The organism is Streptomyces bambusae, from assembly GCF_020532645.1.
In the GTDB taxonomy this organism is placed as follows: Bacteria; Actinomycetota; Actinomycetes; order Streptomycetales; family Streptomycetaceae; genus Streptomyces; species Streptomyces bambusae.
Genome location: NZ_JAJAUZ010000006.1, coordinates 157,836 through 183,070, shown reverse-complemented (window position 1 = coordinate 183,070; position 25,235 = coordinate 157,836). Strand labels below are relative to the sequence as shown.

Sequence of the window (25,235 nt, the reverse complement as noted above, 5' to 3'; positions counted from 1 at the left end):
TCACCCGCCGCGCACCACCGGGTCCCGCACGCGCCGGAGCCGCCGCGTGCCGCCGTCGTATCGTGCTACGCGAGCCACGCTCCGTCGCGCATCACGACCCGGCCGCGTTGTTCCGCCACCGAGCGCCAGGCGCGTACTGTCCGCGGCGCCACCCGCAGGTACAGGTAGGGAGCCCCTTCGCTCCGCGGATCCCAGTGGAACTTGCGCGCGAACGCGTCCGCGGCCTCCGTCGGCACGTTCCCGGCGGGATGGCACGTCGCTTCTCCTTGCAGCAGCACCACGTCGACGGTGTCCGGCAGGGCCAGCCGTACGCGCGGTTCCGTGCGTGCGTTGCGCGCGGTGGCGGAGTCCGCGCCGGTGCACATCCACACCGCCTGCCCGTCCCACAGAAACCACAGCGGCACCTGGTGCGGGCCGTGGTCCGGGTGGGACGTCGACACCCAGATGTCACGCTCCGAGCCGAGCCGTTCCAGGGTGTCCCGCCTGCGCTCCGCCGTGCCGCGCCGAATGATCTCCGTACCTTGCATGGAAGCCGACCTTAGCCAGCGGGTTCACGGTCCGCATGGGGCGCAGGTCCTACACCCGGGGACGGAGCGCCACCCGGACTCCGGACCCGCATTGGAGTACGTCACGGAAAGCCTGTATGACCCGGAGCGGCGCGCGTAGCTCGCCCCGGGGGCGTGTTCGGAGCGGGCCGGACGTTCAGCGGTGTTGCCATTCCTCGGCCAGCAGGCGGTACGAGTGCACTCGGTCGGCGTGGTCGTGGGTGATCGTGGTGATCAGCAGTTCGTCCGCGCCGGTGGCTTCCCGGAGCCGTTCCAGATGGTTGGCGACCGTTGCCGGGGAGCCCACGAACCGTGTCTCCAGCCGGTCAGCGACCAGCTTCGTGTCGGCGTCCGTCCACGGCAGGGCCCGCGCCTCGGCGGGCGAGGGGAAGGGGATGGCGCCCTCGCCGGTGCGGATGCTGCGCACCCAGGGGGCGTATCCGGCGGCCAGTTCCCGGGCGGTGGCGTCGTCCTCGGCCACCACCACGTCCGCCGACACCGTCACGTACGGCCGGTCCAGCTCGGCGGAGGGCTTGAAGGCGGCCCGGTAGGCCTCCACCGCCTCCAGGACGGTGGCCGGGCTGACGTGGTAGTTCCCGGCGAACCGCAGACCGTTGCGGCCGGCTGTCTCGGCGCTCTGTCCGGCGCTGCTGCCCAGGATCCACACCTGTACGTCGGCTCCTTCGCCGGGCACGGCGTGGGCCGCGACTCCCTCCGGGGACCGGTACTCGCCCCGCAGGAGTGCCAGGACGTCGTCGACCTGTTCTCCGTAGTCCGGGGGGACGGCTCCGGGCAGGTTCAGCAGCCGCTGCTGGAGCAGGGTCCGCGGGTGCCCCGCCAGGTGGGCGAACGAGAAGCGGGCGGGGATGCGCAGTCCGTTGGGGGTGTGGCCCTCGAAGGGCTCGCCTTCTGCGGTCCTTTGCGGTGGGCCGCCCGCCGACCGGCCCAGTCCCAGGTCCAGCCGGCCCGGGTGCAGCGCGTCGATGAGGCCGAACTCCTCGACCGTGGACAGTGCCGTGCGGTGGCCGAGCTGGACGGCGCCGGAGCCGATCCGGATCGTGGACGCGGCGGACGCGGTCAGCGCCAGCACCACCGCCGGGGAGGTTCCGGCCACCCCGGGGTTGAGGTGGTGCTCGGCGAACCAGTAGCGGGCGTAGCCGAACCGCTCGGTCTGCCGTGCCAGGTCGATGCTGTGGTGCAGGGCGTCGGCGGCGGTGGATCCGGAGGGTACGGGCACGAGATCGAGGACCCCGAGCGGAATGCCGGACATGGCCAGGTCTCCTTCACGGTTCGGAGAGGCGGGGGCGGGGGTCTCCCGGAGCAGACCGGTGCGATCTCCGACGGGAGTTCTGCTGCGGGCCGTCGGCCTGAGGTCACCGGGCGGCGGGCTGCCGGTCACCGGCCGGACGTACGGGCTGCGGTACGGCGAGTCCGAGGTGCTCGCGGAGCGTGCTGCCGGTGTATTCGGTGCGGAAGACGCCGCGCTCCTGCAGGAGCGGGACCACGGTGTCGGCGAAGACGTCCAGGCCGCCGGGGGTGAGGTGCGGGACCAGGATGAAGCCGTCGGCGGCGTCCGCCTGCACGAGGGTGTCGATCGCGCCGGCGACCGTGGCGGCGGAGCCGACGAAGGTCTGCCGGGCGGTGACGGCGATGACCAGCTCGCGGATGGACAGGTTCTTGGCCTCGGCGAGCGCCCGCCACTCCCGGGCGGTGGCGAGGGGGTCCCGGAACTGCCGTACGCTCGCGCGGCCGAGGGCGACGGTGTTCTCGCCGGGCACGGGGTCGGTCGCGGGCAGCGGGCCGTCCGGGTCGTGGCCGGACAGGTCGCGGTTCCAGACGTGCTCCAGGTACTTGATCGCGGTCTGTCCGCTGACCTGGAGCCGGCGCACCTCGTGGGCGAGTTCCCGGGCCTCGGCGTCGGTGTCCCCGAGGACGAAGGTGGCGGCCGGTAGGATCTTGAGATCCTCGTGGCGTCGCCCGTGCCGGGCCAGCCGGCCCTTGACGTCGGCGTAGAACGCACGACCTTCCTGCAGCGTCGCGTGCCGGCCGAAGACGGCGTCGGCACGGGCTGCGGCGAACTCGCGGCCCTCGTCCGAGTCGCCTGCCTGGAAGACCACCGGCCGGCCCTGCGGACTGCGCGGCACGTTGAACCGGCCCTCGATGTCGAAGTGCCGCCCGTGGTGGGCGAACGCGCCCGCGCGGGCGTCACGCAGGAACACCCCGGTCACCGGGTCGGCGGCGATCTCGGTGCCGTCCCAGGAGTCGAACAGTTCGGTGGCGGTCTCCAGGAACTCCCGGGCGCGCGTGTAGCGCTCGTTCCGGGGCAGGAAGCCCCCGCGGCGGAAGTTCTCGCCGGTGAAGGCGTCCCAGGACGTCACCACGTTCCAGGCGGCCCGTCCGCCGGTGAGGTGGTCGAGGCTGGCGAACTGACGGGCCACCTCGTAGGGCTCGTTGAAGGTGGAGTTGATGGTGCCGGTCAGGCCGAGGTGCTCGGTGACGGCGGCCAGGGCGGCGAGCACGGTGAAGGTGTCGGGCCGGCCGACCACGTCCAAGTCGTATATTTTACCGCCCTGTTCGCGCAGTCGGAGTCCTTCGGCGAGGAACAGGAAGTCGAATTTCGCGCGTTCGGCGGTCTGCGCGAAGTGCACGAAGGAGTCGAAGTCGATGTGGCTGCCGGCCGCCGGGTCGCTCCACACGGTGGTGTTGTTGACGCCGGGGAAGTGGGCCGCGAGGTGGATCTGCTTGAGCGGCTTCGTGCTCATGGAGTCCTTCCGGGTCCGAGGTCGGGCCATTGGCGGGGGCGAGGGGCGTGGGGCGGATGGCGGGGGGGGCGGGTGGCGGGTCAGGCCGCGGGTCCGGTGGCGTACCGGTTGGCCGGCCGTGGCAGCCCCAGCAGCCCGCGCAGGGTGTCCGCCCGGTAGCCGCGGCGGAACGCGCTGCGCCGCTGGAGCTCCGGGACCAGGCCGCGGGTGATCGCGGGCAGGTCGTGGGCGATCACGCCGGGCCTCAGTCGGAAGCCCGACAGGCCCGCCTGCTGCCACTCCTGCAGCAGGTCCGCGAGCCGGCCGGGCGTGCCGGTGAACACCGCGGAATCCGTGCCGTACGGGGCTCCCGCCTGCGCGTCGAGCCGGGCGCGGCGTGCGTCCGCGGCCCGTTGGTCCTCGTCCAGGAAGACGGTGAGGTCGGCGAAGACGTGGCGGGTGCCGGGCGGAGGGGTCAGGAGGGTGGTCACGGCCCGCACTTCGTCCGCGTCGCGCGGGGTGATGTACACCAGGTCGACCAGGGCGTGCCGGGGTGCGGCGGTGCCGGCCCGGGCGGTGACCAGGGGCTGTCCCTGTGGTGGGCGCGGGGTGATGGACGGTCCCCGGACGCTGAAGTACGGTCCCTTGAAGTCGACGTAGTGGAGCTTGTCGCGGTCGATGAACCGGCCGGTGGCGGTGTCCCTGATCTCGGCATCGTCCTCCCAGCTGTCCCACAGCCGCCGGATCACCTCGATGTGGTCGGCGGCCTCCCCGGCGAGCTCACCCACCGGGACCGGGAACTCGCGGCGGCCGAAGTGCCGTGCCTCGTGCGGGAGTCCGGAGGTCTGGATGTGCACGCCGGCCCGCCCGCGGCTGACGTGGTCGAGCGTGGCGAGCGCCTTGGAGAGGTGGAACGGCTCGGTGTGGGTGACAGTCACGCCCGGGACCAGCCCGATGTGCCGGGTCAGCGGCGCGATCCGGGCCGCGGTGAGCACCGCGTCCAGGCGGCCGCGTACGTGGTCCGTCCGGGTGTCGGGTTCCGCGGCCGAGGCGGACTGGAGGGCCAGGCCGTCGTCGAAGGTGACGAAGTCGAGCAGCCCGGTTTCGGCCTCGGCGACGACGTCGGCCCAGTAGCGGGCGGTGAAGAGCTCGTCCGGGCGCGCGCCCGGCTCGCGCCAGGCCGCCGGGTGGGCGCCGGCGCCGTCGAGCGCGACGGCGAGGTGGAGTTCGGGCACGTCGGACCACGCCTTTCTGATGGGTGGTGCTGAAAGGAGCAGTGCGCGGGGGAAAGGAAGAACGAGGAGAGTGAACGGAGAACGATGGCCGGCGATCCGGCCACCGCCCCCCTGTGCGCGTCCTCCGTCACCCCGGCAGGGGTCAGGCCTTGACGTTCACCGCCGCCCAGGCTGCGTCCACCGCCCTGACCTCGGCGCTGCCCGCGCCGTAGAGGTCGGTGGCCGCCTTCAGGGTGCCTTCACGGGCGCCGTGGTAGTCGGTGGTGGAGGTGAAGTAGGCGGTCAGGGCCTTGTACCAGATCTGCACCGCCTTGCCGCGGCCGATGCCGGTGACCGTGGAGCCGTCCACGGTCGGGCTGTCGTAGTGGACGCCGTTGATGTCCTTCGCGCCGCTGCCCTCGGACAGCAGGTAGAAGAAGTGGTTGGCGACACCCGAGGAGTGGTGCACGTCGAGGTCGCCGACATCGGCGCTCCAGTAGTCGGCGGAGCCGCGGCCGTCCTTGCTCGGCTGGTCCTGGTGGCGCAGCGGCTTGCCGTTGCCGAAGATGTCGATCTTCTCGCCGAGCAGGTAGTCGCCCGGGTCCTGGGCGTTGCCGGCGTTCCACTCCACCGCGGTCCCGAAGATGTCCGAGGTGGCTTCGTTCAGACCGCCGGACTCGCCCGAGTACTGCAGGTTCGCGGTGGCGGACGTGACGCCGTGGCTGAACTCGTGCCCCGCCACGTCGAGTTGGGTCAGCGGGTGCCGGTTGTTCGCGCCGTCGCCGTAGGTGATGGTGAAGGCGCGGTCGTCCCAGAAGGCGTTCTGGTAGGCGTTGCCGTAGTGGACCCGGGAGACCGGTGCCCGGCCGTCGTTCTTGATGCCGTTGCGGTTCAGGACGTTCTTGTAGAAGTCCCAGGTCTGGGCGGCGCCGTAGGCGGCGTCCACACCGGCGGTCTGGTTGTGGGCGGGGGTGCCGTCACCCCACGCGTTGTCCGCGTCGGTGAAGGCGACGCCCTTGCCGCCGGTACGGTGCTGGAGGTCGATGGTGCTGGATCCGCCGCGCGCGCTGTCGACGAGGGTGTAACCCTTCGACGACTTGGTGGTGTTGAGACTGACGGTGCCGCTGTACTGGCTGGCGCCGGTGCCGACGGCGGCGGCCTGGACGCCGCCCGGCTTGGCGGCCCCGGCTGCGCCTTCGGCGGTGATGCCGGTGGCTATGCCGTCGATCAGCTGCTTCTCGTGGAGCTTCCGGCCGGTGTTGGCGTCGGTGACGACGCGCAGCCGGCTCGGGGTGACGCCGTCGTGCCGGGTGCCGTCGACCACGGTCTCGTAGGCGAGCACGGGCTTGCCGTCGGCGGCCCAGATGACCTTGCGGGGTGCCTCGGCGGTGCCGGTGTCCTTCGTCTTCGCTGCCTTGGCGGCCTTGGCCGCGGCGGACTCGGCCGCGGCCGGGCTCAGCTTCGGGGTGAGCGAGGCGACCTTGATGGCGGTCTCGACTGCCTTGGTGACTTCCTTGACGGTGCCGTCGGCGGTCCGGTGGACGATGAGGTCGCCGCCGAGGACCGGAAGGCCCGCGTACGTGCGCTCGTAGCGGGTGTGGACCGTGCCGTCGGCATCCTTGACGACGTCCTTGACGACCAGTTTCTCCTTGGCGCCGAGGCCGAGCGACCGGGCGGTGGCCGCAGGGGAGTTGGCGTCGTGGCGCTCCGGAGTGGGGCCCGCCGTTGCGGTGGCCGTGCCGGCTGCGAGCAGGGTGCCGGTGAGGACGGCAGCGCCGGTCGTGAGCGCGAGACGGCGCGCCCGGCCACCTGTGGGGGAAAGCGAGGACATGGGGAATCTCCAGAGTGTCATGGGGAGTTGGGCGGGATCGCCGCCCCTCGCACAAGGTGACTGCCTTGATGGGCAGGGACACTCTCAAGCCGTCGCGCACATGTCACGTGGCACAAATGGTGGTTCGGGCGCCGTTGCCGGATTTGCCGCCCGCCTCTTTACAGGAAGGACAAGGTGCCGATACGTGCCGACACGGCGGGCACAGGATTCCGCAACACGCACGCGTCACGGCGGAGGCCGCCCCGGCCGGGCCGGGGCGGCAAGACCTGCCGGGGCGGGCGTCAGGCCCGTGGTGTCAGACGTCGAACCGCGCCCGGGCGAAGGCGGTGAGGTCGGTGTCGGGCTTCTCGCCCAGGGCCAGCTGCGCCAGGCACTCCCCGACGGCCGGGGCGAACTTGAAGCCGTGTCCGGAGCAGGAGGCGGAGTACACGAGCCGCGGCGCGGACCGTACCCGGTCGATGACGAAGCCGCCGTCCGGCGTCATCGTGTAGAAGCACGTCGCGGACCGTACGGGCTCGGGGTCGATCCCGGGCAGGAACCGCGACACCACCTCGGTGATCTCGGCCCGGTCGGCCGGCCCGACCGGGTGGGGAGCAAGGTCGGACGGATCTCCCGGGTCCTGCTGCCGGTTGTGGAAGCCGATCTTGATCTCCCGGCCGCCGCGGCCCCACTCCGGGCAGGAGTAGAGGACGTCTCCGGAGGCCGACTCGTACACGAACGCGGGCATCCCCTCGTTCCCGTCGGCGGACCTGGTGCGGAACCAGTACACGGGCACCCGGTGCGGGCGGAGCAGGCCGGGCAGCTCGTCGGCGAGGAAGTCGTTCGACCAGGGGCCGGCGGCCAGGACCACCGCCCCGCACGACACCGTCTCACCGGAGCCGAGGCGTACGGTCGCGCCTTCGGCGGTGGAGGACACGGCCAGTGCCCGCTCGCCGAAGCGCACTGCGGCGCCGGCGCGCACGGCCGCGTCGATCAGCGCCAGCCGGGCACGGTCGGCGAGGAGGGTGTAGGCGCCGGGTTCGTGCAGGACGGAGAAGTCCGGGGCCAGACCGAGCCAGTCGAAGCGGGCGTTGGCCTCCGCCGCGTCCCAGATCTCGTGCGCGATGCCGCCGGCCCGGGCGGTGGCCCGGCTGAGCTCGACCAGGCCCTCGGCGGTGTCGCCCATGAACAGGCCGCCGGTACGCACGGCCAGGACGTCGCCGTGCGCGCTCTCCAGTTCGCTCCACATCCGGTCGGCCCGGTCCAGGAGCGGCAGGTACGACGTCCCCTCCCAGTACGCGCGCCGGAAGATGCGGCTCTCGCCGTGCGAAGAGCCGTACGAGTGGGTCGGACCGTGCGCATCGACGGCGAGGACGGAGGCTCCCCGCGTCGCCAGCGCTGCGGAGGCGGCGGCTCCGAATACCCCGAGGCCGACGACCACGGCGTCATAGGTGCTGGTCACGAGCGGTGGTTTCCCTTCAACAGTTCCGTGGACGGCTGCGGATCCCTCGGCCGCCGCCGTCGCTCGCCGAGGACGGTCTCCATGACGAGGGCCACGAGCGAGAGCCAGACCAGCGCGAAGCAGACGAAGGTGTTGGCGGACGGCACCTGTCCGTAGACGCCGAGGGCGATGACGAGCTGGGCGGTCGGGTTCAGGTACTGGACGAAGCCGGACACGGTCAGGGTGATGGCCTTCGCCCCGAACGAGAAGAGCCAGAGCGGGACGACGGAGATCAGCCCGCAGAGCGCGAGCAGTACGTGGTCGGAGGTGTCGGCGGGCGGTTGCAGCGCGAGCGAGTAGGGGGAGAACGCGGCGACCGCCACGACGCCTACGGCGAGGAAGGCCGTCTCCAGGGTGAGCCCGGTGACCGGGTCCGCCGGGGACTGCTTCTTGACGGCACCGTACAGCCCCCAGGTGGCGCCGATGGTGACGAACACCCACCAGTCCAGCTCACCGCTCCTGGTGATGAGCAGGGCGATGCCGAGCAGGCAGAGCGCCAGCGCGGCCCGCCGCAGCCGGCTGACCGGCTCGCGCACGAGGAGCATTCCGACGGCGATGGTGACGGCGGGTGCGATCAGGTAGCCGAGGCTGGCCTCGATGACCCGGCCGTGGATGGACGCCCAGATGAAGGTGAGCCAGTTGACGCAGATCAGGACGGCGGCGAGCAGGTGGGTGGCGAGCAGCGGCCGGTCGCCGAGGGCCGCGCGCAGCACCCCGGTGCGGCGCAGGGCGGCGACGGTGAGGGCGAGGGTGGCGAGGGAGACGAGGATCCGGTACCCCAGCAGGGTGGTGGCCGGGATGTGGCCGAGCGCGTGCCAGTAGACGACCGAGGAACCCAGGATCAGGTTCGCGGCCACCATGGACGCCACCCCGGTGGCTGCCCCGGTGGCTGTCCCTGCGGCCGCCCCTGCTGCAGGGGCCGGACGGGTCACCTGGTGGCCCTCGCGGAGCGGGCGACGCGGCATTCGACGAGTTCGTAGGAAAAGTAGAGCGTGCCGTCGGCGTGGACGGTGAACGCGGAGCCGTAGTGCTCCTTCCAGAGCCCGAACTCCGCCATCAGCATGTCCAGGGAGGCGCGCCACTTCTCCGTGTAGACGAAGAGGGGGAACGTGTGCCGCTCCAGGAGCCGGAGCCGCAGGGAGTGGCGGGCACCGGACTGCTTCCTGACGTCGGTGAGCACCTTCTGGATTCCGACGATGGAGTTGAAGCCGACGATGGCCCGCCCGGATTCGGTCAGGTGGTCGGGCAGGCGGCAGAGGAACTCCGTGAGCACGCGGTCCCCCGAGAACATCGCCTCCAGACCGAGTCCGGTCAGGCCGAGCCGCTCCAGCCCCTCCTGGCAGCCGGCTGAAGGAGTGCGCCAGCCAGGGGGGTTGAAGACGATGAGGTCGAAGGCCCGGTCGGCCGAGGGCGCGTCGAACAGGCTGCCGACCTCGAAGGTGACGGTCTGGTCCCCGAAGTTCAGGATCTCGTTCTCGCCCGCGATCTTCACGGAGGTTTCCGAGATGTCCGTGGCCACGACGTTCCGGGCGCCGATGCTGCGCAGCAGGAGCGCCTGGACCCCGCTGCCGGTTCCCATGTCGAGTGCCCAGCCGTCGTCGGCCGGCGCTTCCACATGCCGCACCAGCAGGTCGCCGAGGCGCAGTCCGGCCGGGCTGACCCGGAAGACCCCGGACCGGTCGAGGAGGCGGAGTGAGTGGCCGAGCCCGAAGTAGGTCTCGTACGAGTCTTGTGATGACACCATCGCGGAGTCGGACGTCCGACTCTCATTGGTCAGGCCGAGCACGTGCCCCCCAAATCGTTCTGCGGTTCGGCGCCGGGCTCCGCGGCCGGCTGCCCCTGCCGGACATCACTGCCCGGCTCCGCCTGCACTCCCGCGTGCCGGACGGGTCTCACTGGCCGATCGCGCCGAGTTCACGCGAACGGGCGGCGGCGCTGTCCAGCGCCTCGACGATCACGTCGTGCAGATTCCGCTGCCGGAGGACGGACATGCCGCGCTCCGTGGTCCCTCCCGGGGTCATGACCTGGCGTGCCACCTCTTCCGGGTCGCGCCGGGTGAGCTCCAGGAGATCGGCCGTGCCGCGCAGCACCTGGCAGGTGACGGCGCGGGCCTGGGACGCGTCGAAGCCCGCCGCCAGGGCGAAGTCGGCGAAGGCGCCCGCGATGTGCGCGACGAAGGCGGGCCCGCCGCCGCACAGCGCGGAGGCGTCGTCCAGCAAGGTCTCGTCCTCGACGCGGACGGTACCGCCGATCACCGAGAGCACGCGCCTGGCGGTCTCCACGTCGGCCTCGCCGATCGACGGGTCGGCACAGAAGACGGTCATGCCCTGCCCCACCTCGGACGGGGTGTTGGGTATCGACCGGACGACGCGCTGCGTGTCGAGGAGCTTGGTGATCGCGGCGACGGTCACCCCGCCCATCACCGAGATGACGAGGCAGTCCCGGTAGGAGCCCGGAACCGCCCGGGCGGCGAATTCCTCGAACGCCTGGGGCGGGATGGCGAGCAGGACCACGGTGCCGGGGCGGGGCGTGTACGCGCCGCGGGCCTCGATGCCGAACTGGTCACGCAGGAGCCGGACCCGCTCCGCCGACTGCTCCGCGACTTCGATCCGTACGTCCGGCAGCTGCTTCCGGATGCCCGCGATCATGGCCGTCCCCATGTGCCCTGCACCGATGACCGCGACGTCCTGCATGACATAGCCCCCTGTTTCGATGTGGGTGGTCCCGATGACGTGCCGGGCTCAGCGTGGTGGTGAGGTACGGACCAGGGCAATCGGTACTCCACTTCTCGTCCGGAAACCACTCCTCACGGGAGGATTCGAACAAGCCACCCGGGCGTACGGATTTCGATTCCCCCGGGCTTTCGGATCAAGGGACCCACAGTGTGCCGCCCGGCACGGAGAACCCCCGGGTCGGGAGTCGGCCACCACCCGAGCCCGGGGAGATTGGCCAAGGGACTATGCCGAGGGGGACGACTGGCGGGCGAGTTCGGTAGGGAGAACTCGGCGTCAAGATCGAGGTCAAGTGACCCCTTCCGGGCATGCCGATGCCGACACATGACCACATGACGGAAGCGGATCTCGGCGACGCGCTCGATTCGAGCACGAAGTCCCCCTTTCCGCACAGCCGGAAAGGGGGACTTCAGCATGCTTTGGGAACTATTCCTCCGTATCGGCCGGAACCAGCACCGAAACAACCTTCGAATTCGCTCTGGTCACTTCCTCGCTGCCCAGAAGGTCGGCTACCTCGGCCAGCACGGACAGCACAACAGAAGCAGGACCCGTTCGAAGCGACTGATGCTGTCCGGCGTCTTCCCAGACGATGACGACACCGGCGGACTGCACATTGAAAAGACCGCCGAAGAGAGAATCGCTGATCGCATCCCAGCTACGCGAACTATGGGATGGCGGATCCATGGGGAGATCTCTCCGAAGAGCCTCGAAGATCGCATCCCGGTCTTCCGATCCTCCGGTCCTGAGAGGTAGCACGCAGAGATCGGCGAGCAATGCTTCATCTACAGCACGACCGACATCTTCCGCGCCAATGAACGTGATGCCTGCTTTGAATTCCATTCCTCACCGAACTCGCACGAAGGCTGGCTTGACGTTGTTATCGCCGTAATGGGTCCACGTGTAATAGGTTTCACCAGTGTACTGGTGGCGAACCACACGCAGCGGACCAGCACCCGAAGTGCCCGGGGGCGGTGCGACACGGTATTCCAGGTAGGGGGAGTGCTCACCCACGCCGCCGGGAAGGTCAACGGCCCGGTTGTTGAACTTGGTCCCCCACTTGATGCTGGTCGGTCCGGTGGGCACCGTGCCGGCAGCGATGTGAGCCAGCGTGTCGTTGAGCGCTGCTTCCTCAGCCGCGGGCAACCTGCCTGACAGCCAGGGAACACGCGGACAGGGAACCGGACCGTTGGTGTTGTGGACCAGAACGGGAGTCCGACCGGCGAGCACGTAGTACGTGTGCAGGTCGTCGACAGTCAGGTTGTAGGCAGGCTGCAGGGTCTTCCAGTGCCGCACCGAACCGACCCGTGCCATGGCACCAGAGGCCGTACGCAGCGTGTCGCCGACCTCTACCTCTGCCGCGTCGGTCCACGTCCGCGTGTTCTCCGTCCAGAACGGGTGGTGGTCCGTGGCGGTGACGGACGCCGCCCTGTCCCCTTCCAGGGTGACATCGGTGAAGTCCCGGTCGTCGGGGGTGTAGATGGTCGCCACCACACGCCGCGGTCCGGTCAGCCCGGACACGGGGTCGGTCGCGAGTACGAAGTCGCCCTCCTGCACGTCCTGGATGGGCTTGGCAGACCGGTCCCCCATGAGCACACGGGTGCCCGCCGGGAAGCTGTTCCCACGTACGGGACAGACGCCGGGCGTCTTCCGGGCCAGGTCGGAGAGGTCGTCGAAGGCCTTCTTGACGTCGGGGCCGTACTTCTCGGCGTAGCGAGCCCATTTGGCGGGTGTCGTCGCCCAGCCGGCCACGGGGATCATCGAGGCGCAGGCCAGGCCGGCGTCGATCCAGGCGCCTTCGCGGCCGATGGGGTGGAAGTACTGGACCGTGCCTTCGATGGCGTAGATGGCGCAGTTGGCCCCATCGGCGACTTCGCCGATTCCTGGGATCAGTCCGATGACGTCGAGCAAGCCGTGCAGGACGTCGAGTCGGACGCCGAGCGGTGTGTCCGGCGGCAGCTGGCCTGTCACGGCGAAGGTGAGGATGCCCACACCGATCTTGATCAGGCTGCGCTTCTTCGCTTCGGCTGCTTCGGCCTGCTGTCGCTGGACCTCCTTGTTGTACTCATCGATCATGTAGCGCTGAACGGTCTGCTGGTGCTTGACCTGCGCTTCCTGAGCGCTCATACCGGCGTTCGCAGCGGAGACACGCGCCTGCTCGGCGGCCGTGTACGCACTCTCGGCGTAGTCAGCGGCTGCCAGGGAGCTCGCGTATGCCGCGGTGGCGGAAGACTCCGCGCGCTCAGCGCTGTCGGCGGCCTGACGCTCGGCCTTGGTCGCCGTGGCTGCGGATCCCGCTGCGGCGTCGGAGGACCTGCGAGCTTCGTCGGCCGACTGCCGCGCCTGGGTGGCGTAGCCGTTCGCCTTGGCGGCGTACTCGTCGGCCTTCTTCGCGTGACCGGAGGCTTCGTCGGCGTAGCCCTGAGCATCAGCCGCCGACTTCGCCGCCTTGTAGGCATCCTGGTAGGCGAGCGCGGAGACCTGGCTGGCGGCGGCGATGATCGCCTTCACCTCGGCGACGTGGGCCGCGTTGAGCTGGTCTCGTCGCTTGGCGCGGTGCTGGCCGGACTCGATGAAGGTCCGCAAGAGCGTGTCGGGGCTGGCCAGCGCCGTTTCGGCAGCGGCCTTGAGTTCGGGGGTGCCGCCTTCGGCGAGGCGGGCCGCCTCGACACGGTCGTCTTCCAGCCGTGCCCGGTGCTGACCTGTCGCCAGGAACAGCTCGAGCGCCTTGGGGTTGGCGTCCTTCAGTGCAACCGAGGCCGCATCCTTCACCCCCGGTCCCCCCGCTTCGGCAATGCGGGCGACCTCGATACGGCGGTCGGGGGCCGCGGCCTGATACTGGCCAGTGGCCAGGAAAGCACGCACATCGGCAGCGGTGCCTGCGAGGGCGGCGACGGCGGCCTTGCGCACGTCGTCGTAATCCCCGGATTGGGCGATCTGGTTGACCTGCTGACGCTCGTCCTGCTCGTTGGCCTTCTTCCAGCCGTCGGTGGCGTAGGCGATGACGGCCGCGTCGGCGCCTACGAGAGCGGCTTCGGCAGCCGCGCGGGACCAGGGGCCCCGGACCTCCAGAGCCGTGAGGGCCATCTTGCGGCCGGCGGCGGCGATGTCTGCCGGCTTCGCACCGGGCTGTTCAGCCTGGATGGCGAGCTGGACGAAGTCGCTTTCCAGCTTGGTCCGCGCATCCAAGAGGCGCTTCGCCTCGGACTTGGCCTGGTCGTAGAGGTCCTTGGCGTCGCGGGCTTCGTTGACCTGGGTGTTGGTGCGGGCGGCGACTTCTTCCGCCTCACGCTGGCGGGCCTTCTGCTGGACCTCCTGGGCCTGCTTGACCGCGGCGCCGGCCTTGTCTGCGGCTGCCATGGCTTCGCCGGCATTGACCTTGGCCGCGTTGGCGGCGGCTTGGGCGTTGCCTGCGTGCTGGGCCGCGTTGCGGGCTGCGGTGGCGGCCCTGCGAGCGTGGTCGGCAGCCGAGCGGGCGGCGGTGGCCGCCTCCTGGGCAGCACCTGCTGCAGCATTGGCGTGCGAACGAGCTGCGGCAGCGGCCCGCTTGGCCTCTGCGGCGTGGCGCCGAGCGGAAGCTGCGGCAGCCGCGGCCTGGCCGGAGTGGACGCCGGACTGCTTGGCCCAGTCGCCGGCCTCGCCCGCCAGGTCGGCGGACGCGTTCATGTCGTCGATGGCCGAGAGCGCGGCGTCCAGCGCGTCGGTGGAGTGCGCGAGGGTCTTCCGGACCGCGTCGGCCGAGTCCGCGATCCTGCTTGCTTCGTCCGCAGCGCGCTGGGCGTTGGCGGCGATGTTCTCGTGCACCTTGCCGGAGGCTGCTGCGTCCCACGCACGGCTGGCGGCCTGGGAGGCGTACAGCGCGGCGGTGGCGGCGTTGTGGGCGGCCACGGCAGCCGTCTCGGCGGCAGCATTTGCCGCGCGGGCGGCGGAGATGGCAGTACGGGCGGCCGAGGCGGCCCGGCGGGCGGACTCGGCTGCTCTCCGGGCTGCGTCCGCGGCCCGGAGGGCGTCACCCTTGGCGGCCTTGGTCTCGGCGGCCGCCTTTGCCGTCTCCTGCTTTGCCAGGGCGGCAGCAGTCTTGGCCTTTTCGGCCTGTTCCTGCGCGCTCTTGCGGGCCTTTTCAGCCGCCGCCTGCGCGTCCTTGGTCTGCTGCGCCAGGTCCGTGATGGTGGCGTGTTCCTGGTCCTGGGCCCGAGCGATGTGCTGACCATAGGTGAGGAACTCGCGGACGTCCTCGATCGAACCCTTGAGCGCTGCCGCGGCAGCACGCTTGGTGGCGGGACCACCGGATGTCTCGATCTGGGAGACGCGGACGCGCGCGTCGTCATCGCGCTGGCGGTACTGGCCCTCGGTCAGGAACACCTTGATGTCGTCGAGGGAGCCCTTCATGGCCTTGTCGCCGGCCTCGCGCAGTCCGGGACCACCGCCTTCGGTGATCCGGGCTGCTTCGACCCGCTGGTCGTCGGCGAGCGGAGCCTTCCAGCCGTCCTTCATGAAGGCGGCCAGCTGGTCGGGCGTACCGTCAAGTGCCGTGCGGGCGGCCTCGCTCAGGCCGGGGCCGGCTTCGGTGACGAGCTTGAGTGCGGCCTCGCGGAGGTCGAGGTCCTCGGCGACCTTCTGGCCCTCTTGGATGAAGAGGCGGAGTTTCTCGTCGTCGCCGACGAGGGCGGCGCCGGCGGCAGCCTTGACGGCCGGGCCGCCCGTTTTCCAGCTGGCCAAGGCGCGTTCGCGGTTGGACAGCTGTGGAGTGCCTGGTTCCTCGGCGACGGCAGGTGTCGCCGACACCAGTCCGGCGGCCAGGGCGAGCGGCAGCAGACCGCGGCTGGCTTTTGCAGCCATCGCGTATCCGCGCCCCCACACGGTGGCACGCCGGCTTCTGATGCGAAGCACGGAATGTTCCCCTCGGTAATCTTCTTGCGCAGATCCCGGGCACGACAGAACGGCATCCCGGTCGTTGACCGGGATGCGGGCTTCATTGCCCCCTGATGTACGCCGTCGGCGCCGGCTGCCCTCCACGATTCGGCCTCCCCAGGCCTAAGGGCAGCCGGCTCCTTTCCCGGGTTGGTCGGACCCGGTACGGAACTGCTGTTTCAGCCGGGGCGATCCCGCGGCTTCATCAAAGGCTAATAGCCTGCCGGAGTGCTTTACTCCCCCTTTACTTATGGCTTGAAACTGCGGGCGGTGGAAGGCACTCCCGGCGGTCGGGTTATCCTGCTCGGCGACCTCCCCAGGCGATCTTGCCCGGCCCACGCAGACGTGGGCCGACTTACGTCATCCCACCCGCCCTGACCAGGCAGCCGTGGGAGTTTTCCGAAGGCGAAAACAACACTCATGCGCATACCCAAGCGGCTCCCCGTAGCCGTCATGGCCACTGCCGTAGTCCTGGGGACACCCGTTCCGGCCATGTCGGCAGACGGCGACAGCCCTGTCGGCGCGCCTTACGCTGTCGAGGACGGTGCCTACCCGGACCGCGCTGCCGCCTTGGCAGCGACCGGCGCGGACTTGATCGCCGGTGATGGAAACATCACACAGACGCCTTGCACCAGCAGCCACCAGATCACGGTGTGGGCGCGGAACCTCCTCACTGATGAGTCGAGGATCTGCTTCGCTGCCGCGAACACCGGCTACCTCTCGGTGAACATCCCGCGCGCCTACCGGATCGAGACCAACGACCGGGACATCAAGGCATCCGTCTCCATCGAGGGCAGCACGCAGAACCTCGACGTCCCCAAGGACACCACCAAGGGCTTCGGCGAAGCCCATCCGACCGACCCCAAGCGGGCCGTCCTCCTGGAGATGCGGGTCACCGGTTCCGGCAGCGCGACGCCGCAGCAGCCGGCCGGGGAGAATCCGTACGCCTACCTGGGCAAGCTCCGGATCGGCGAGACGCGCGCCTGCACGGCCGTGCTCGTCGACCCCCGCTGGGTGATGACGGCGAAGAGCTGCTTCGCCGACAAGCCCGCCGAGAGCATCGACGTGGCCGCCGGGGCGCCGAAGGCGAAGACCGTCCTCACCATCGGGCGCAAGGACCTGAACGCGTCCGGCGGGCACACCACCGAGATCACCGAGCTGGTGCCGCGTACCGACCGTGACCTGGTCATGGCCCGGCTGGCGCAGCCGGTGTTCACCATTGCTCCCGTCGGTGTCTCCGACACCGCTCCCGCGGCGGGCGCCAAGGTTACGGTTCCCGGCTACGGTCGCACCCTGCAGCACTGGGCTCCCGCACAGGCTCACAAGGCCGACTTCACCGTTGGCGCCGTCGCGGAGACCGGGTTCGACCTCACGCCCCACTCTCCGGCGGACGCCCCCGTGTGCAAGGGCGACGCAGGATCCCCTGCGCTGCAGACCGTGGACGGCAAGACCCTCATCGCCGGCATCACCAGCCGCGCATGGCAGGGCGGCTGCATCGCCGAGACCGAACCCAAGCTCGCTTCCCACGACACCCGCGTCGACGGCCTGGCCTCCTGGATCGGCTCCCTGACCTCGCGCCGTTCCGCCGCCGTCAACGAGGCCGGCGCCAACGGCCGTATCCGCTGGGCCGACTTCGACGGCGACCGCAAGCCCGACTACTTCAACATCGCCGACAACGGGTCGGTCTCGGTCTGGCTGAACCGCGGCGGCAACCCGGCCGGTTCCAACGGCTGGCAGGGCATCGGCCAGGTGGCCACCGGTCTGACCAACGACCGCAACCGGGTTCGGTTCGCGGACTTCGACGGTGACGGCAAGGCCGACTACTTCCTCATCAACACCGACGGCTCCGTCGAGGTGTACCTCAACCAGGGCGGCGACCCGGCCGGCGGCAACGGCTGGAAGCACATCGGCAAGGTCGCGCACGGCGTCACCAACGACGCGAGCAAGGTCCGGTTCGCGGACTGGGACGGCGACGGCCGCTCCGACTACCTGGCCTTCGCCGACAACGGTGCGGTCTCCGTGTACCTCAACCGCGGCGGCGACCAGTCCGGCAACGGCTGGCCCGCAGTCGGCAAGGTCGCGTCCGGCGTGACCAGCGACCGCGCCCGCATCCGCTTCGCCGACAACGACGGTGACGGCAAGGCCGACTACCTGTTCATCAAGCCCGACGGCAAGGTCGACCTGTACGTCAACCGCGGCGGCGACGTCGTCCCGAACACCGGCTGGAAGGTCGTGGGCCAGATCGCGACCGGTACCACCACCGACCACACCAAGGTCCAGTTCGTCGACTTCAACGCCGACACCCACGCGGACTACGTCGTCGCCGGCAACGGCAACAGCGCCTCCGTCTGGCTGTGGAACGGCGGCGACCCGGCCGGCGGCAACGGCTGGAACGGCATCGGCGTCGTCGCCAGCGGCACCTGAGCCGTCCCGTTCCCTCCCAGGCCGAGCCCCTGACGGGGCACGCCCGACCGGCCGCCCCCCGTTCTGCCATGCGGCGGGACGGGGGGCGGCCGTCCCATGCCGCCTCCTCCCCGCCGGGCTCTCCTCGCGCAGGACCCGGCGGCCGACGAACCCGAAAGGCCCACCCCGGTGATGAAGCACCGCACCTCTCTGACCACCGCCCTGCTCGTCGGGGCCACCACCGCGCTCGGTCTGGCCGGCGCCCCCTCCGCCGCGTCGGCCCCGCAGCCCGCCCCTCCGCTGCTGCGGATCATGCCGCTCGGCGACTCCATCACCGCCGGTGAGGGCAGCGCGGGCCTGACCGGCTACCGCGCCCCGCTGTGGGAGCGGATCACCGCTCAGAGCGGATACACCCCCGATTTCGTCGGGTCCGGCTCCTTCGGCAGCGCGCCGGACCCGGACAACGAAGGCCACAGCGGGTACACCGTCAAGGGCATCCGCGACGGCATCGACCGCTGGCAGAACGCCGCCGCACCCGACGTCGTCCTGCTCCACCTCGGCATCAACGACCTCAACTCCCACAACGCCGACCCGGCCACCGCCGCGGCCGAACTGTCCGCGCTCATCGACCGCATCCAGGCCGACAAGCCGGGCGTGACCGTCATCGTCCAGGGCCTGCTGGTCGACACCCGCGGGCAGTTCGAGCGTACGAACACCTTCAACAGGGAACTCCGCGCCGCGGTGGCCACGCGCGCCGCTTCAGGCCGGCACGTACGGTACGTCGAGTCGCCGCGCCTGGACGTGGCGACCGAGCTGCCCGACGGCCTGCACCCCAACGAGGCGGGGTACCGCAAGATGGCCGCCGCCTACCACGAGGGCCTGCAGGCCGCGCTGGCCGACGGCTGGGTGAAGCCCGTCCGCGCCGCGCGGGCCGGCACCGAGTCGGGCGGTACGGACCGGGTCCGCTGGGCCGACTTCGACGGCGACGGACGTACGGACCAGCTGACCATCGCCGATTCCGGCGAGGTACGGGCCCGCCTCAACCGTGGCGGGGAGGGCGCCGGTACGTGGCAGGACATCGGCCGCATCGCCACCGGCGTCACCACCGACCGCACCCGCGTCCGCCTTGCCGATTTCGACGGCGACGGCCGCGCCGACTACCTCCACATCGCCCCCGACGGCGGTGTCACGGCGTACCTGAACCGCGGCGGCGACGTCAGCGGCCCCAACGGCTGGCAGCACCTCGGCAAGGTCGCGTGGGGCACCACCCGCGCCCACCAGCAGGTCCGCTTCGCAGACTTCGACGGCGACGGCCGCGCCGACTACACCACCATCGCCGACAGCGGGGCCGTGAACGTCCACCTCAACCGCGGCGGCGACCCCGCCGGCCCGGGCGGCTGGGTGAACATCGGCCAGGTCGCCACCGGCACCACCGCCGACCGCACCCGGGTCCGCCTGGCGGACTTCGACGGCGACGGCCGCGCCGACTACTGGACCGTCAACTCCAACGGCAGCGTGACGACGTACGTCAACCGCGGCGGCGACGGACACGGCGGCTGGCGCCACGCCGGCCAGACCGCGACCGGGGTGACCACCGACCACACCCGCGTGCAGCTCGCGGACCTGACCGCCGACGCCCACGCCGACTACCTCCTCCAGGAGGCCGACGGCGGCACCACCGTCTACGCCTTCAACGGCGGCGACCCCAACCCGGCCGGCTGGACCCGCCTCGGCCCCGTCCCCCACACCTCGTGAACACACCCGCGCATCCGGCCCGGCCGGACGCAGGCCCGCACGACCAGAAGGCACGACCACACATGCTGCACAAGCTGACCACCTTCGCGGCCACCGCCGTACTCGGCGCCGGCACCGCCTTCGCAGCGGCAGCGGCCCCCGCGGCCGCCGCCACGACGCCCGCACCGCCGGTGCTGCGCGTCATGCCCCTGGGCGACTCCATCACCGACGGGTACCTCACCTCCTCCAACGCCGGATACCGGCTGCCGCTGTGGCAGAAGTCCCAGACCCACACGCGCTTCCGCGTCGACTTCGTCGGATCCCGGCAGTCGGGCTCGGCACCGGACTCGGACAACGAGGCCCACACCGCCACCATGATCAACGACTTCCGGGGCAAGGCCGCCGCATGGGTGCGCGGCGCCGCGCCGGACGTCGTCCTCCTCCACCACGGCATCAACGACCTGGACCGCGGGACCGACAAGGCCAACGCCCCGGCCCGGCTGGCGGCGGTGACCGATGAGATCCTCGCAGCGCGCCCCGGTGTCACCGTCGTGGTGATGGGCCTCATCCCGTCCTCCGCCCCGGCCGGAGTGCCGGCCTTCAACTCGGCGGTGAAGGACTGGGTCGTCTCGAAGTCCCAGGCCGGCGCCAAGGTCCGCTACGTCGACGCGCCCGCCCTGGTCCGGGGCGAGATGGCCGACGGCCTGCACCCCAACGACGCCGGCCACCGCCGGATGGGCGACGCCTTCTTCGACGGCATCGACAAGGCCGTTACGGACGGCACGGCGGTCCGTACCCACTCCGGGCGGGCGGGCACCGAGTCCGGCGGCTCCGACCGGCTGCGCTGGGCGGACTGGGACGGCGACGGCCGCGCCGACCGCATCGTGGTCGCCGACAGCGGAGCGGTCCGGGTCCTGCTGAACCGTGGCGGCGACGGGCGGGGCGGCTGGGAAGACCTCGGGCAGACCGCCACGGGCCTGACGGCGGACCGCAAGCGGGTGCGCTTCGCCGACTGGGACGGCGACGGCCGGGCCGACTACATCTGGCTCTCGGAGACGGGTTCGGTGTCCGTCTACCTCAACCGGGGCGGCGACGGCCACGGCGGCTGGTCGCTTGCGGGCAACGTGGCGACCGGCCTCACCCGGGACGCCGACCAGGTCCGCTTCGTGGACTTCGACGGCGACGGCCGCACCGACTACACCTGGGTCCGTCCCGACGGCCCCGTCTCCGTCTTCCTCAACAAGGGCGGCGACGGCCGGGGCGGCTGGCAGGACCGCGGGACCGTCGCCACGGGAGTGACCAAGGAGCCGTCCCGCGTGCGGTGGACGGACTTCGACGGGGACGGGTACGCCGACTACACCGTCGTGCAGGGCGAGGGCTCGGTGCACACCTACCTGAACCGGGGCGGCGACGGCCACGGCGGCTGGTCCGTCCCGGCAGGACCGGTGACTGCCGGAGTGACGAGTGATCACCGTCAGGTGTCGTTCGCCGACTTCGACGGCGACGGGCACAGCGACCACGTCCTGACGGACGCCGACGGCTCGACCCGCGTCCGGCTCTGGAACGGCGGGGACGGCAACGGCGGCTGGACCGACCTCGGCACGGTCTCCGGCACCGCCTGACCGGCCCCGCGGTATGCGTGACGGCAGCTGTCACAGACCCATCGGTCCGTGCCAGCTGCCGGTGCCGACCACCCACATGACCTGGATGGCGCCGTGTTCGTCGGCGAAGAACAGGTCGATCTGATCGGCGGTCTGCCGGGCCGTCGCCAACGCCGCGTTCGCGGGGGCCGCGCCCGGGGGCGTGAGCGCGACGGCCTTGTTCCAGGCTCCCGTACCGACCACCCAGGCGACATGGACGGCACCGAACTCGTCCACGAAGAAGACGTCGACCTGATCGCCGGTCTGCCCGGCCGTGGCCAGTGCCGCGTCCTTCCGCACGGTGCCGGGCGGGGTGAGGGCGAGGGGCCCGTTCCATCCGCCCGTACCGACCACCCACATGACGTGGACGGCACCGTCCTCGCCGACGAAGAACAAGTCGATCTGATCGGCGGTCTGCCGAGCCGTCGCCAACGCCGCGTTCGCGGGAGCGGTGCCCGGGGGCGTGAGCGCGACGGCCTTGTTCCAGGCTCCCGTACCGACCACCCAGGCGACATGGACGGCACCGAACTCGTCCACGAAGAAGACGTCGACCTGATCGTCGTCGTCGACCTGCCGGGCGGTGGCCAGCGTCGCGTCCTTGCGCACGGTGCCGGGCGGCGTCAGGGCGACGGGTTTGTTCCAAGCCCCCGTACCGACCACCCACATGACGTGGACGGCACCGTCCTCGCCGACGAAGAACAAGTCGATCTGGTCGCCGGTCTGCCGGGCCGTCGCCAACGCCGCGTTCCTGGGGGCGGCCTTGGGGCCTGTCAGGGCGACGGGGCCGTTCCAGGCGCCTTTGCCGACGACCCACATCACGTTCACGGCGCCGTCACGGTCCACGAAGAAGGTGTCGATCTGGTCTGTCGTCTGCCGGGCGCAGGCGATCCGTATGCCGGGCTCGACGACTCCGGCAGCGGTCAGCTCGATGGGGCCTTCCCAGGCTCCGACGCCTTCGACGAACGTCACGGCGATCGCCCCGAAACGGTCGGCGAACACGACGTCGAGCTGACTGTCGGTCTGGCTCTCGGTGGCCAGCGCCGCCCCGGGGACGGTCACGCGGCCGTAGAGGTAGTCGGCGGTGGCGATGTCTCCTGGGCTCAGCCCGTCGCGCTGCCCGACCTTCGCGTCCGCGCAGGCGGCCGAGGGGAGGACCCTCAGTATCGGGAGGGTGGCGCTCGGCCCGTAGTGCATGATCGAGGCGCAGTCGTACGGCCCGACGGGCGCGGAGTCCGCCGCCGGGCCGTAGTTCGGTGGCGTGCCGCCTTCGATGGCCACGAAGTTGACGGAGTCGGGCCGCCCGTGCTCGTGATGCAGACCGATCGCATGGCCGAGCTCGTGCATGACGTTGCCGGCTCTCACCGCCTTGGGTTCGAAGGCGACGGGACCGTTCCAGTTGCCCTTGTCGACCACCCACATCACGGTGAGGGCGTTGTTCGTGCCGATGTAGAAGAGGTCGATCTGCTTCTCGGTCAGCCGGGCGGTGGCGAGCGCACCACCGCTGAGGGCGGTGCCGGGGGGTGTCAGGCCCACGGGTGGGTGCCATGGGCCGGTGCCCTCCACCCACATGACGTGGACCACGCCTGCCCCGTCGACGAAGAACAGGTCGATCTGGTCATCCGTCTGACGGGTGGTCGCGAGCGCGTCTCCCGACTTCGCCGCCCCGGGGGCGGTGATGCCGACGGGGCCCTGCCACGCCCCGTTGCCGACGACCCACATGACGTTGACCGAGCCGTCGTGGCCGACGTAGAAGAGGTCGATCTGGTCGTCCGTCTGACGGGCGGTGGCCAGCGGTGCGACGATCGACGCCGCACCACGTCCGGTGAGCCCGATGGGCGCGCTCCAGGCGCCGTTGCCGGCGACGAACACGACGGTGATCATCCCGCCGTTGTCCATGCCTGCGCCGACGTAGAACAGGTCGAGCTGCCCCTCCGTCTGCTGGGCGACGGCCAGCGACGCACCCGGCGAAGCCGAGCTGTCGGGCGCCAGCTCGACGGGGCCGTTCCACTGTCCGGTGCCCACGACCCACATGACGTTCACCGCGCCGTCGGCGTCGATGAAGAACAGATCGAGCTGCTCATCGCCCTGCCGGGCCGTTACCAGTGACGCGGTCCTGGGGATCCTCTTCCTTCCCGGGTCCGTCAGCCTGATGGGCCCGTTCCAGGTTCCGTTGCCGACCACCCACATGACGTTGACGGCTTGGTCCCTGTCGACGAAGAACAGGTCGATCTGGTCATCCGTCTGACGGCCCGTGGCCAGTGGTGCGCCGGGGGCCACGGTGTTGGGCGGGGTCAGGGCGACCAGGCCGTCCCACTCCCCCTCCCCGTTGACCCAGATGACCCGGATGGCGCCGCTGTCATCCGCGTACAGGCAGTCGACCTGGTCCCCGTGCTGGTGGATCGTCGAGATCGGCGCGCCGGCCGGGATCCTCGGATAGGCGGCCAGTACCACCTTCTGGCCGCCGCCGCTCCGGCCCACGGGCGACGCGACCTTCGCCTCGTCCGGCACGATGCGGATGAAGTCCGGCTCCCCGTTGCGGGGCACGAAGTCGACGATCGTGTCGCGGTTCCAGTCGGCGAGCGCGGCATCGATCGCCGACCGGTTCACCGAGGGGGTCGGGAACGACAGTCCGTCGATTTCGTACGGAACACGGCCTCCCGGCCAGCGCTCGGCCTTCTTGAACAGGGCGTATCCCATGGGACTTACCTCTTGGCCGTCGTCGGCCCCGGACGAAGCGCTGCTCCGCCGCGGCCTCCTCCTCCTTCGACCACGGTAGGCCCGGCAAGCCGGATCCGCCTCCGAGGCCGCGGCCTCCCCGGCGTCCAGGTCCTCCGCCGCCCCGTCCTCAGCGCGTGACGCTCAGTAGCGCCACGCGCTGAGCAGGCCGGAGCGAGGTGAGGTCACGTCCCGCCTCGTGGTGCAACCGAGCGGACCCGGTCAGCAGTATTTGACGCCGGTGGGGTAGGAGCCGCGGTCGAGGTACCAGCTGAAGGAGGACCAGCCCGGGATCGTCTCGCACCGGGTGTCCTGCCATTGGGCCAGGCCCGAGGGCTTGGCGCGCACGCTGCCCTTGTAGCAGTTCATCACCCGGTACAGCCGGTGGGTCGGCTTCAGCGAGTTCTCCAGGACGAGGAACCCGGTGGACTGGGTGCCGCAGGGGCCCAGCTCTCCCGCGGAAGCGGTGGGAACGGCGCTGCCCATGAAAACCAGGCTCGCTGCCGCAGCCAGCCCGACAAGGCTCTTACGCATAGCTGTCGTCCTCCGTGATCGTTCTCTGACAAGGCGTGATCAACCTAGAACCCAAGATCACCGCGAGCCACGCCGGAACCAGCCATACCACCTCTCGGAATTTCCTCGACAAAGGCCGAAATCAAGATCGCAGGCCCTGACCCGGCCTCCCCCGGGCTGCCGGCCCCGATCGCCGGCGGTCGTCACAGCGGTTCGGGGAACGGGGGCGAACGGGGGTCGTTCCAGCGAGAGCGGCGGCTCGCAGCGCGCTAATTTGAGGCATCCCGAAGCAGAGGAGAGACCCGTGGGCGCGGTGGTCATGTACGGCTCGGTGTCGGTGGACGGGTTCATCGCGGACGAGGATGACCGGACCGGACCTCTGTTCGGCTGGTTGACCGGCGGTGACGTCCCGTTGGACGACAGCGGCGTGCTGAAGGTGTCGCAGGTGTCCTACGACCACACGCGGCCGTACTGGGGCGGGATCGTGGTCACGGTCGCGGGCCACCGCGTCTTCGACCTGACGGACGGCTGGGGCGGGAAGCCGCCGGGCGGGATCGACCACCCGGTCGTCGTGACGCACCGGCCGGAGACCAAGGTCTGGGACCCCAAGGCGCCGTTCCACTTCGTCGTCGGCATCAAGGCAGCCGTGGCCGGGGCTCAGGAGCTCGCGGGCGACCGAACGGTCGAGGTCGCCGCCGGCGACGTCGGCGGCCAGGCGGCGGTTGCCCCCGTCCTCCTGCTTCGGCTTTGTTCCCCTGCCGGCCGGCCCCGGGAGTGAC

17 protein-coding genes are annotated in these 25,235 nt (G+C 70.8%); 4 read left to right on the top strand and 13 right to left on the bottom strand.

The features are described from left to right. Positions 1 to 65: 65 nt before the first annotated feature. The 11 genes from LG634_RS06760 to LG634_RS37770 all read right to left on the bottom strand — a co-directional run bounded on the left by LG634_RS06760 (position 66) and on the right by LG634_RS37770 (position 15,379). On the bottom strand, positions 66 to 527 hold the full coding sequence (locus tag LG634_RS06760; protein WP_226732710.1) for a pyridoxamine 5'-phosphate oxidase family protein: 462 nt from the start codon (positions 525 to 527) through the stop codon (positions 66 to 68). 175 nt (positions 528 to 702) lie between these two features. Further along, positions 703 to 1,815, bottom strand: a complete 1,113-nt coding sequence (locus LG634_RS06755; protein ID WP_226732709.1) for an LLM class flavin-dependent oxidoreductase — start codon at positions 1,813 to 1,815, stop codon at positions 703 to 705. Between the two features lie 103 nt (positions 1,816 to 1,918). Beyond that, positions 1,919 to 3,307, bottom strand: coding sequence for an NtaA/DmoA family FMN-dependent monooxygenase (locus LG634_RS06750; RefSeq protein WP_226732708.1), 1,389 nt, complete (start codon positions 3,305 to 3,307; stop codon positions 1,919 to 1,921). Between the two features lie 80 nt (positions 3,308 to 3,387). Beyond that, positions 3,388 to 4,521: an LLM class flavin-dependent oxidoreductase gene (locus LG634_RS06745; protein WP_226732707.1), complete on the bottom strand. Its 1,134-nt coding sequence runs from the start codon at positions 4,519 to 4,521 to the stop codon at positions 3,388 to 3,390. A 142-nt stretch (positions 4,522 to 4,663) separates the two neighbouring features. Continuing rightward, complete coding sequence (locus tag LG634_RS06740) at positions 4,664 to 6,331, bottom strand: M4 family metallopeptidase (RefSeq protein ID WP_226732706.1); 1,668 nt, start codon at positions 6,329 to 6,331, stop codon at positions 4,664 to 4,666. 295 nt (positions 6,332 to 6,626) lie between these two features. Further along, on the bottom strand, positions 6,627 to 7,772 hold the full coding sequence (gene solA / locus LG634_RS06735; protein ID WP_226732705.1) for an N-methyl-L-tryptophan oxidase: 1,146 nt from the start codon (positions 7,770 to 7,772) through the stop codon (positions 6,627 to 6,629). After that, on the bottom strand, positions 7,769 to 8,671 hold the full coding sequence (gene rarD, locus LG634_RS06730) for an EamA family transporter RarD (RefSeq protein WP_226732704.1): 903 nt from the start codon (positions 8,669 to 8,671) through the stop codon (positions 7,769 to 7,771). The genes solA and rarD overlap by 4 nt, the downstream gene beginning before the upstream one ends. A 68-nt stretch (positions 8,672 to 8,739) precedes the next feature. After that, positions 8,740 to 9,555, bottom strand: a complete 816-nt coding sequence (locus LG634_RS06725) for a methyltransferase (protein ID WP_226732703.1) — start codon at positions 9,553 to 9,555, stop codon at positions 8,740 to 8,742. 148 nt (positions 9,556 to 9,703) lie between these two features. Continuing rightward, positions 9,704 to 10,504, bottom strand: a complete 801-nt coding sequence (gene proC, locus LG634_RS06720) for a pyrroline-5-carboxylate reductase (RefSeq protein ID WP_226732702.1) — start codon at positions 10,502 to 10,504, stop codon at positions 9,704 to 9,706. Between the two features lie 465 nt (positions 10,505 to 10,969). Further along, complete coding sequence (locus LG634_RS06715) at positions 10,970 to 11,383, bottom strand: barstar family protein (protein ID WP_226732701.1); 414 nt, start codon at positions 11,381 to 11,383, stop codon at positions 10,970 to 10,972. A gap of 3 nt (positions 11,384 to 11,386) precedes the next feature. Further along, positions 11,387 to 15,379, bottom strand: a complete 3,993-nt coding sequence (locus LG634_RS37770) for a polymorphic toxin-type HINT domain-containing protein (RefSeq protein WP_264202787.1) — start codon at positions 15,377 to 15,379, stop codon at positions 11,387 to 11,389. Positions 15,380 to 16,021: 642 nt separating this feature from the next. Between LG634_RS37770 and LG634_RS06700 the strand changes: the two genes are divergently transcribed. The 3 genes from LG634_RS06700 to LG634_RS06690 all read left to right on the top strand — a co-directional run bounded on the left by LG634_RS06700 (position 16,022) and on the right by LG634_RS06690 (position 21,210). Continuing rightward, a complete protein-coding gene (locus LG634_RS06700) occupies positions 16,022 to 17,875 on the top strand; it encodes an FG-GAP-like repeat-containing protein (protein ID WP_226732700.1) in 1,854 nt (617 codons plus the stop codon). Between the two features lie 96 nt (positions 17,876 to 17,971). Continuing rightward, positions 17,972 to 19,609 (top strand): GDSL-type esterase/lipase family protein, encoded by a 1,638-nt coding sequence (locus tag LG634_RS06695; protein WP_226732699.1) that lies wholly within the window; start codon positions 17,972 to 17,974, stop codon positions 19,607 to 19,609. 62 nt (positions 19,610 to 19,671) lie between these two features. Then, complete coding sequence (locus LG634_RS06690) at positions 19,672 to 21,210, top strand: FG-GAP-like repeat-containing protein (protein WP_226732698.1); 1,539 nt, start codon at positions 19,672 to 19,674, stop codon at positions 21,208 to 21,210. A gap of 30 nt (positions 21,211 to 21,240) precedes the next feature. Here LG634_RS06690 and LG634_RS06685 read toward each other — a convergent pair whose 3' ends face one another. Together LG634_RS06685 and LG634_RS06680 are read right to left on the bottom strand one after the other, a co-directional pair. Next, positions 21,241 to 23,925 carry a beta propeller lectin gene (locus LG634_RS06685; RefSeq protein WP_226732697.1) on the bottom strand — a complete coding sequence of 895 codons (2,685 nt, stop codon included), beginning with the start codon at positions 23,923 to 23,925 and terminating at the stop codon, positions 21,241 to 21,243. 240 nt (positions 23,926 to 24,165) lie between these two features. Then, a complete protein-coding gene (locus LG634_RS06680; RefSeq protein WP_226732696.1) occupies positions 24,166 to 24,429 on the bottom strand; it encodes a hypothetical protein in 264 nt (87 codons plus the stop codon). A 331-nt stretch (positions 24,430 to 24,760) separates the two neighbouring features. Between LG634_RS06680 and LG634_RS06675 the strand changes: the two genes are divergently transcribed. Next, on the top strand, positions 24,761 to 25,234 hold the full coding sequence (locus tag LG634_RS06675) for a dihydrofolate reductase family protein (protein WP_226732695.1): 474 nt from the start codon (positions 24,761 to 24,763) through the stop codon (positions 25,232 to 25,234). Position 25,235: the final 1 nt, after the last annotated feature.

What these genes read in the sequence shown, in the direction of transcription:
- LG634_RS06760 (WP_226732710.1), bottom strand. Translation starts at nt 527, where the DNA reads ATGCAAGGTACGGAGATCATTCGGCGCGGCACGGCGGAGCGCAGGCGG.
- LG634_RS06755 (WP_226732709.1), bottom strand. Translation starts at nt 1,815, where the DNA reads ATGTCCGGCATTCCGCTCGGGGTCCTCGATCTCGTGCCCGTACCCTCC.
- LG634_RS06750 (WP_226732708.1), bottom strand. Translation starts at nt 3,307, where the DNA reads ATGAGCACGAAGCCGCTCAAGCAGATCCACCTCGCGGCCCACTTCCCC.
- LG634_RS06740 (WP_226732706.1), bottom strand. Translation starts at nt 6,331, where the DNA reads ATGTCCTCGCTTTCCCCCACAGGTGGCCGGGCGCGCCGTCTCGCGCTC.
- rarD (WP_226732704.1), bottom strand. Translation starts at nt 8,671, where the DNA reads ATGGTGGCCGCGAACCTGATCCTGGGTTCCTCGGTCGTCTACTGGCAC.
- LG634_RS06725 (WP_226732703.1), bottom strand. Translation starts at nt 9,555, where the DNA reads ATGGTGTCATCACAAGACTCGTACGAGACCTACTTCGGGCTCGGCCAC.
- proC (WP_226732702.1), bottom strand. Translation starts at nt 10,504, where the DNA reads ATGCAGGACGTCGCGGTCATCGGTGCAGGGCACATGGGGACGGCCATG.
- LG634_RS06715 (WP_226732701.1), bottom strand. Translation starts at nt 11,383, where the DNA reads ATGGAATTCAAAGCAGGCATCACGTTCATTGGCGCGGAAGATGTCGGT.
- LG634_RS37770 (WP_264202787.1), bottom strand. Translation starts at nt 15,379, where the DNA reads ATGGCTGCAAAAGCCAGCCGCGGTCTGCTGCCGCTCGCCCTGGCCGCC.
- LG634_RS06695 (WP_226732699.1), top strand. Translation starts at nt 17,972, where the DNA reads ATGCCGCCTCCTCCCCGCCGGGCTCTCCTCGCGCAGGACCCGGCGGCC.
- LG634_RS06690 (WP_226732698.1), top strand. Translation starts at nt 19,672, where the DNA reads ATGCTGCACAAGCTGACCACCTTCGCGGCCACCGCCGTACTCGGCGCC.
- LG634_RS06685 (WP_226732697.1), bottom strand. Translation starts at nt 23,925, where the DNA reads ATGGGATACGCCCTGTTCAAGAAGGCCGAGCGCTGGCCGGGAGGCCGT.
- LG634_RS06680 (WP_226732696.1), bottom strand. Translation starts at nt 24,429, where the DNA reads ATGGGCAGCGCCGTTCCCACCGCTTCCGCGGGAGAGCTGGGCCCCTGC.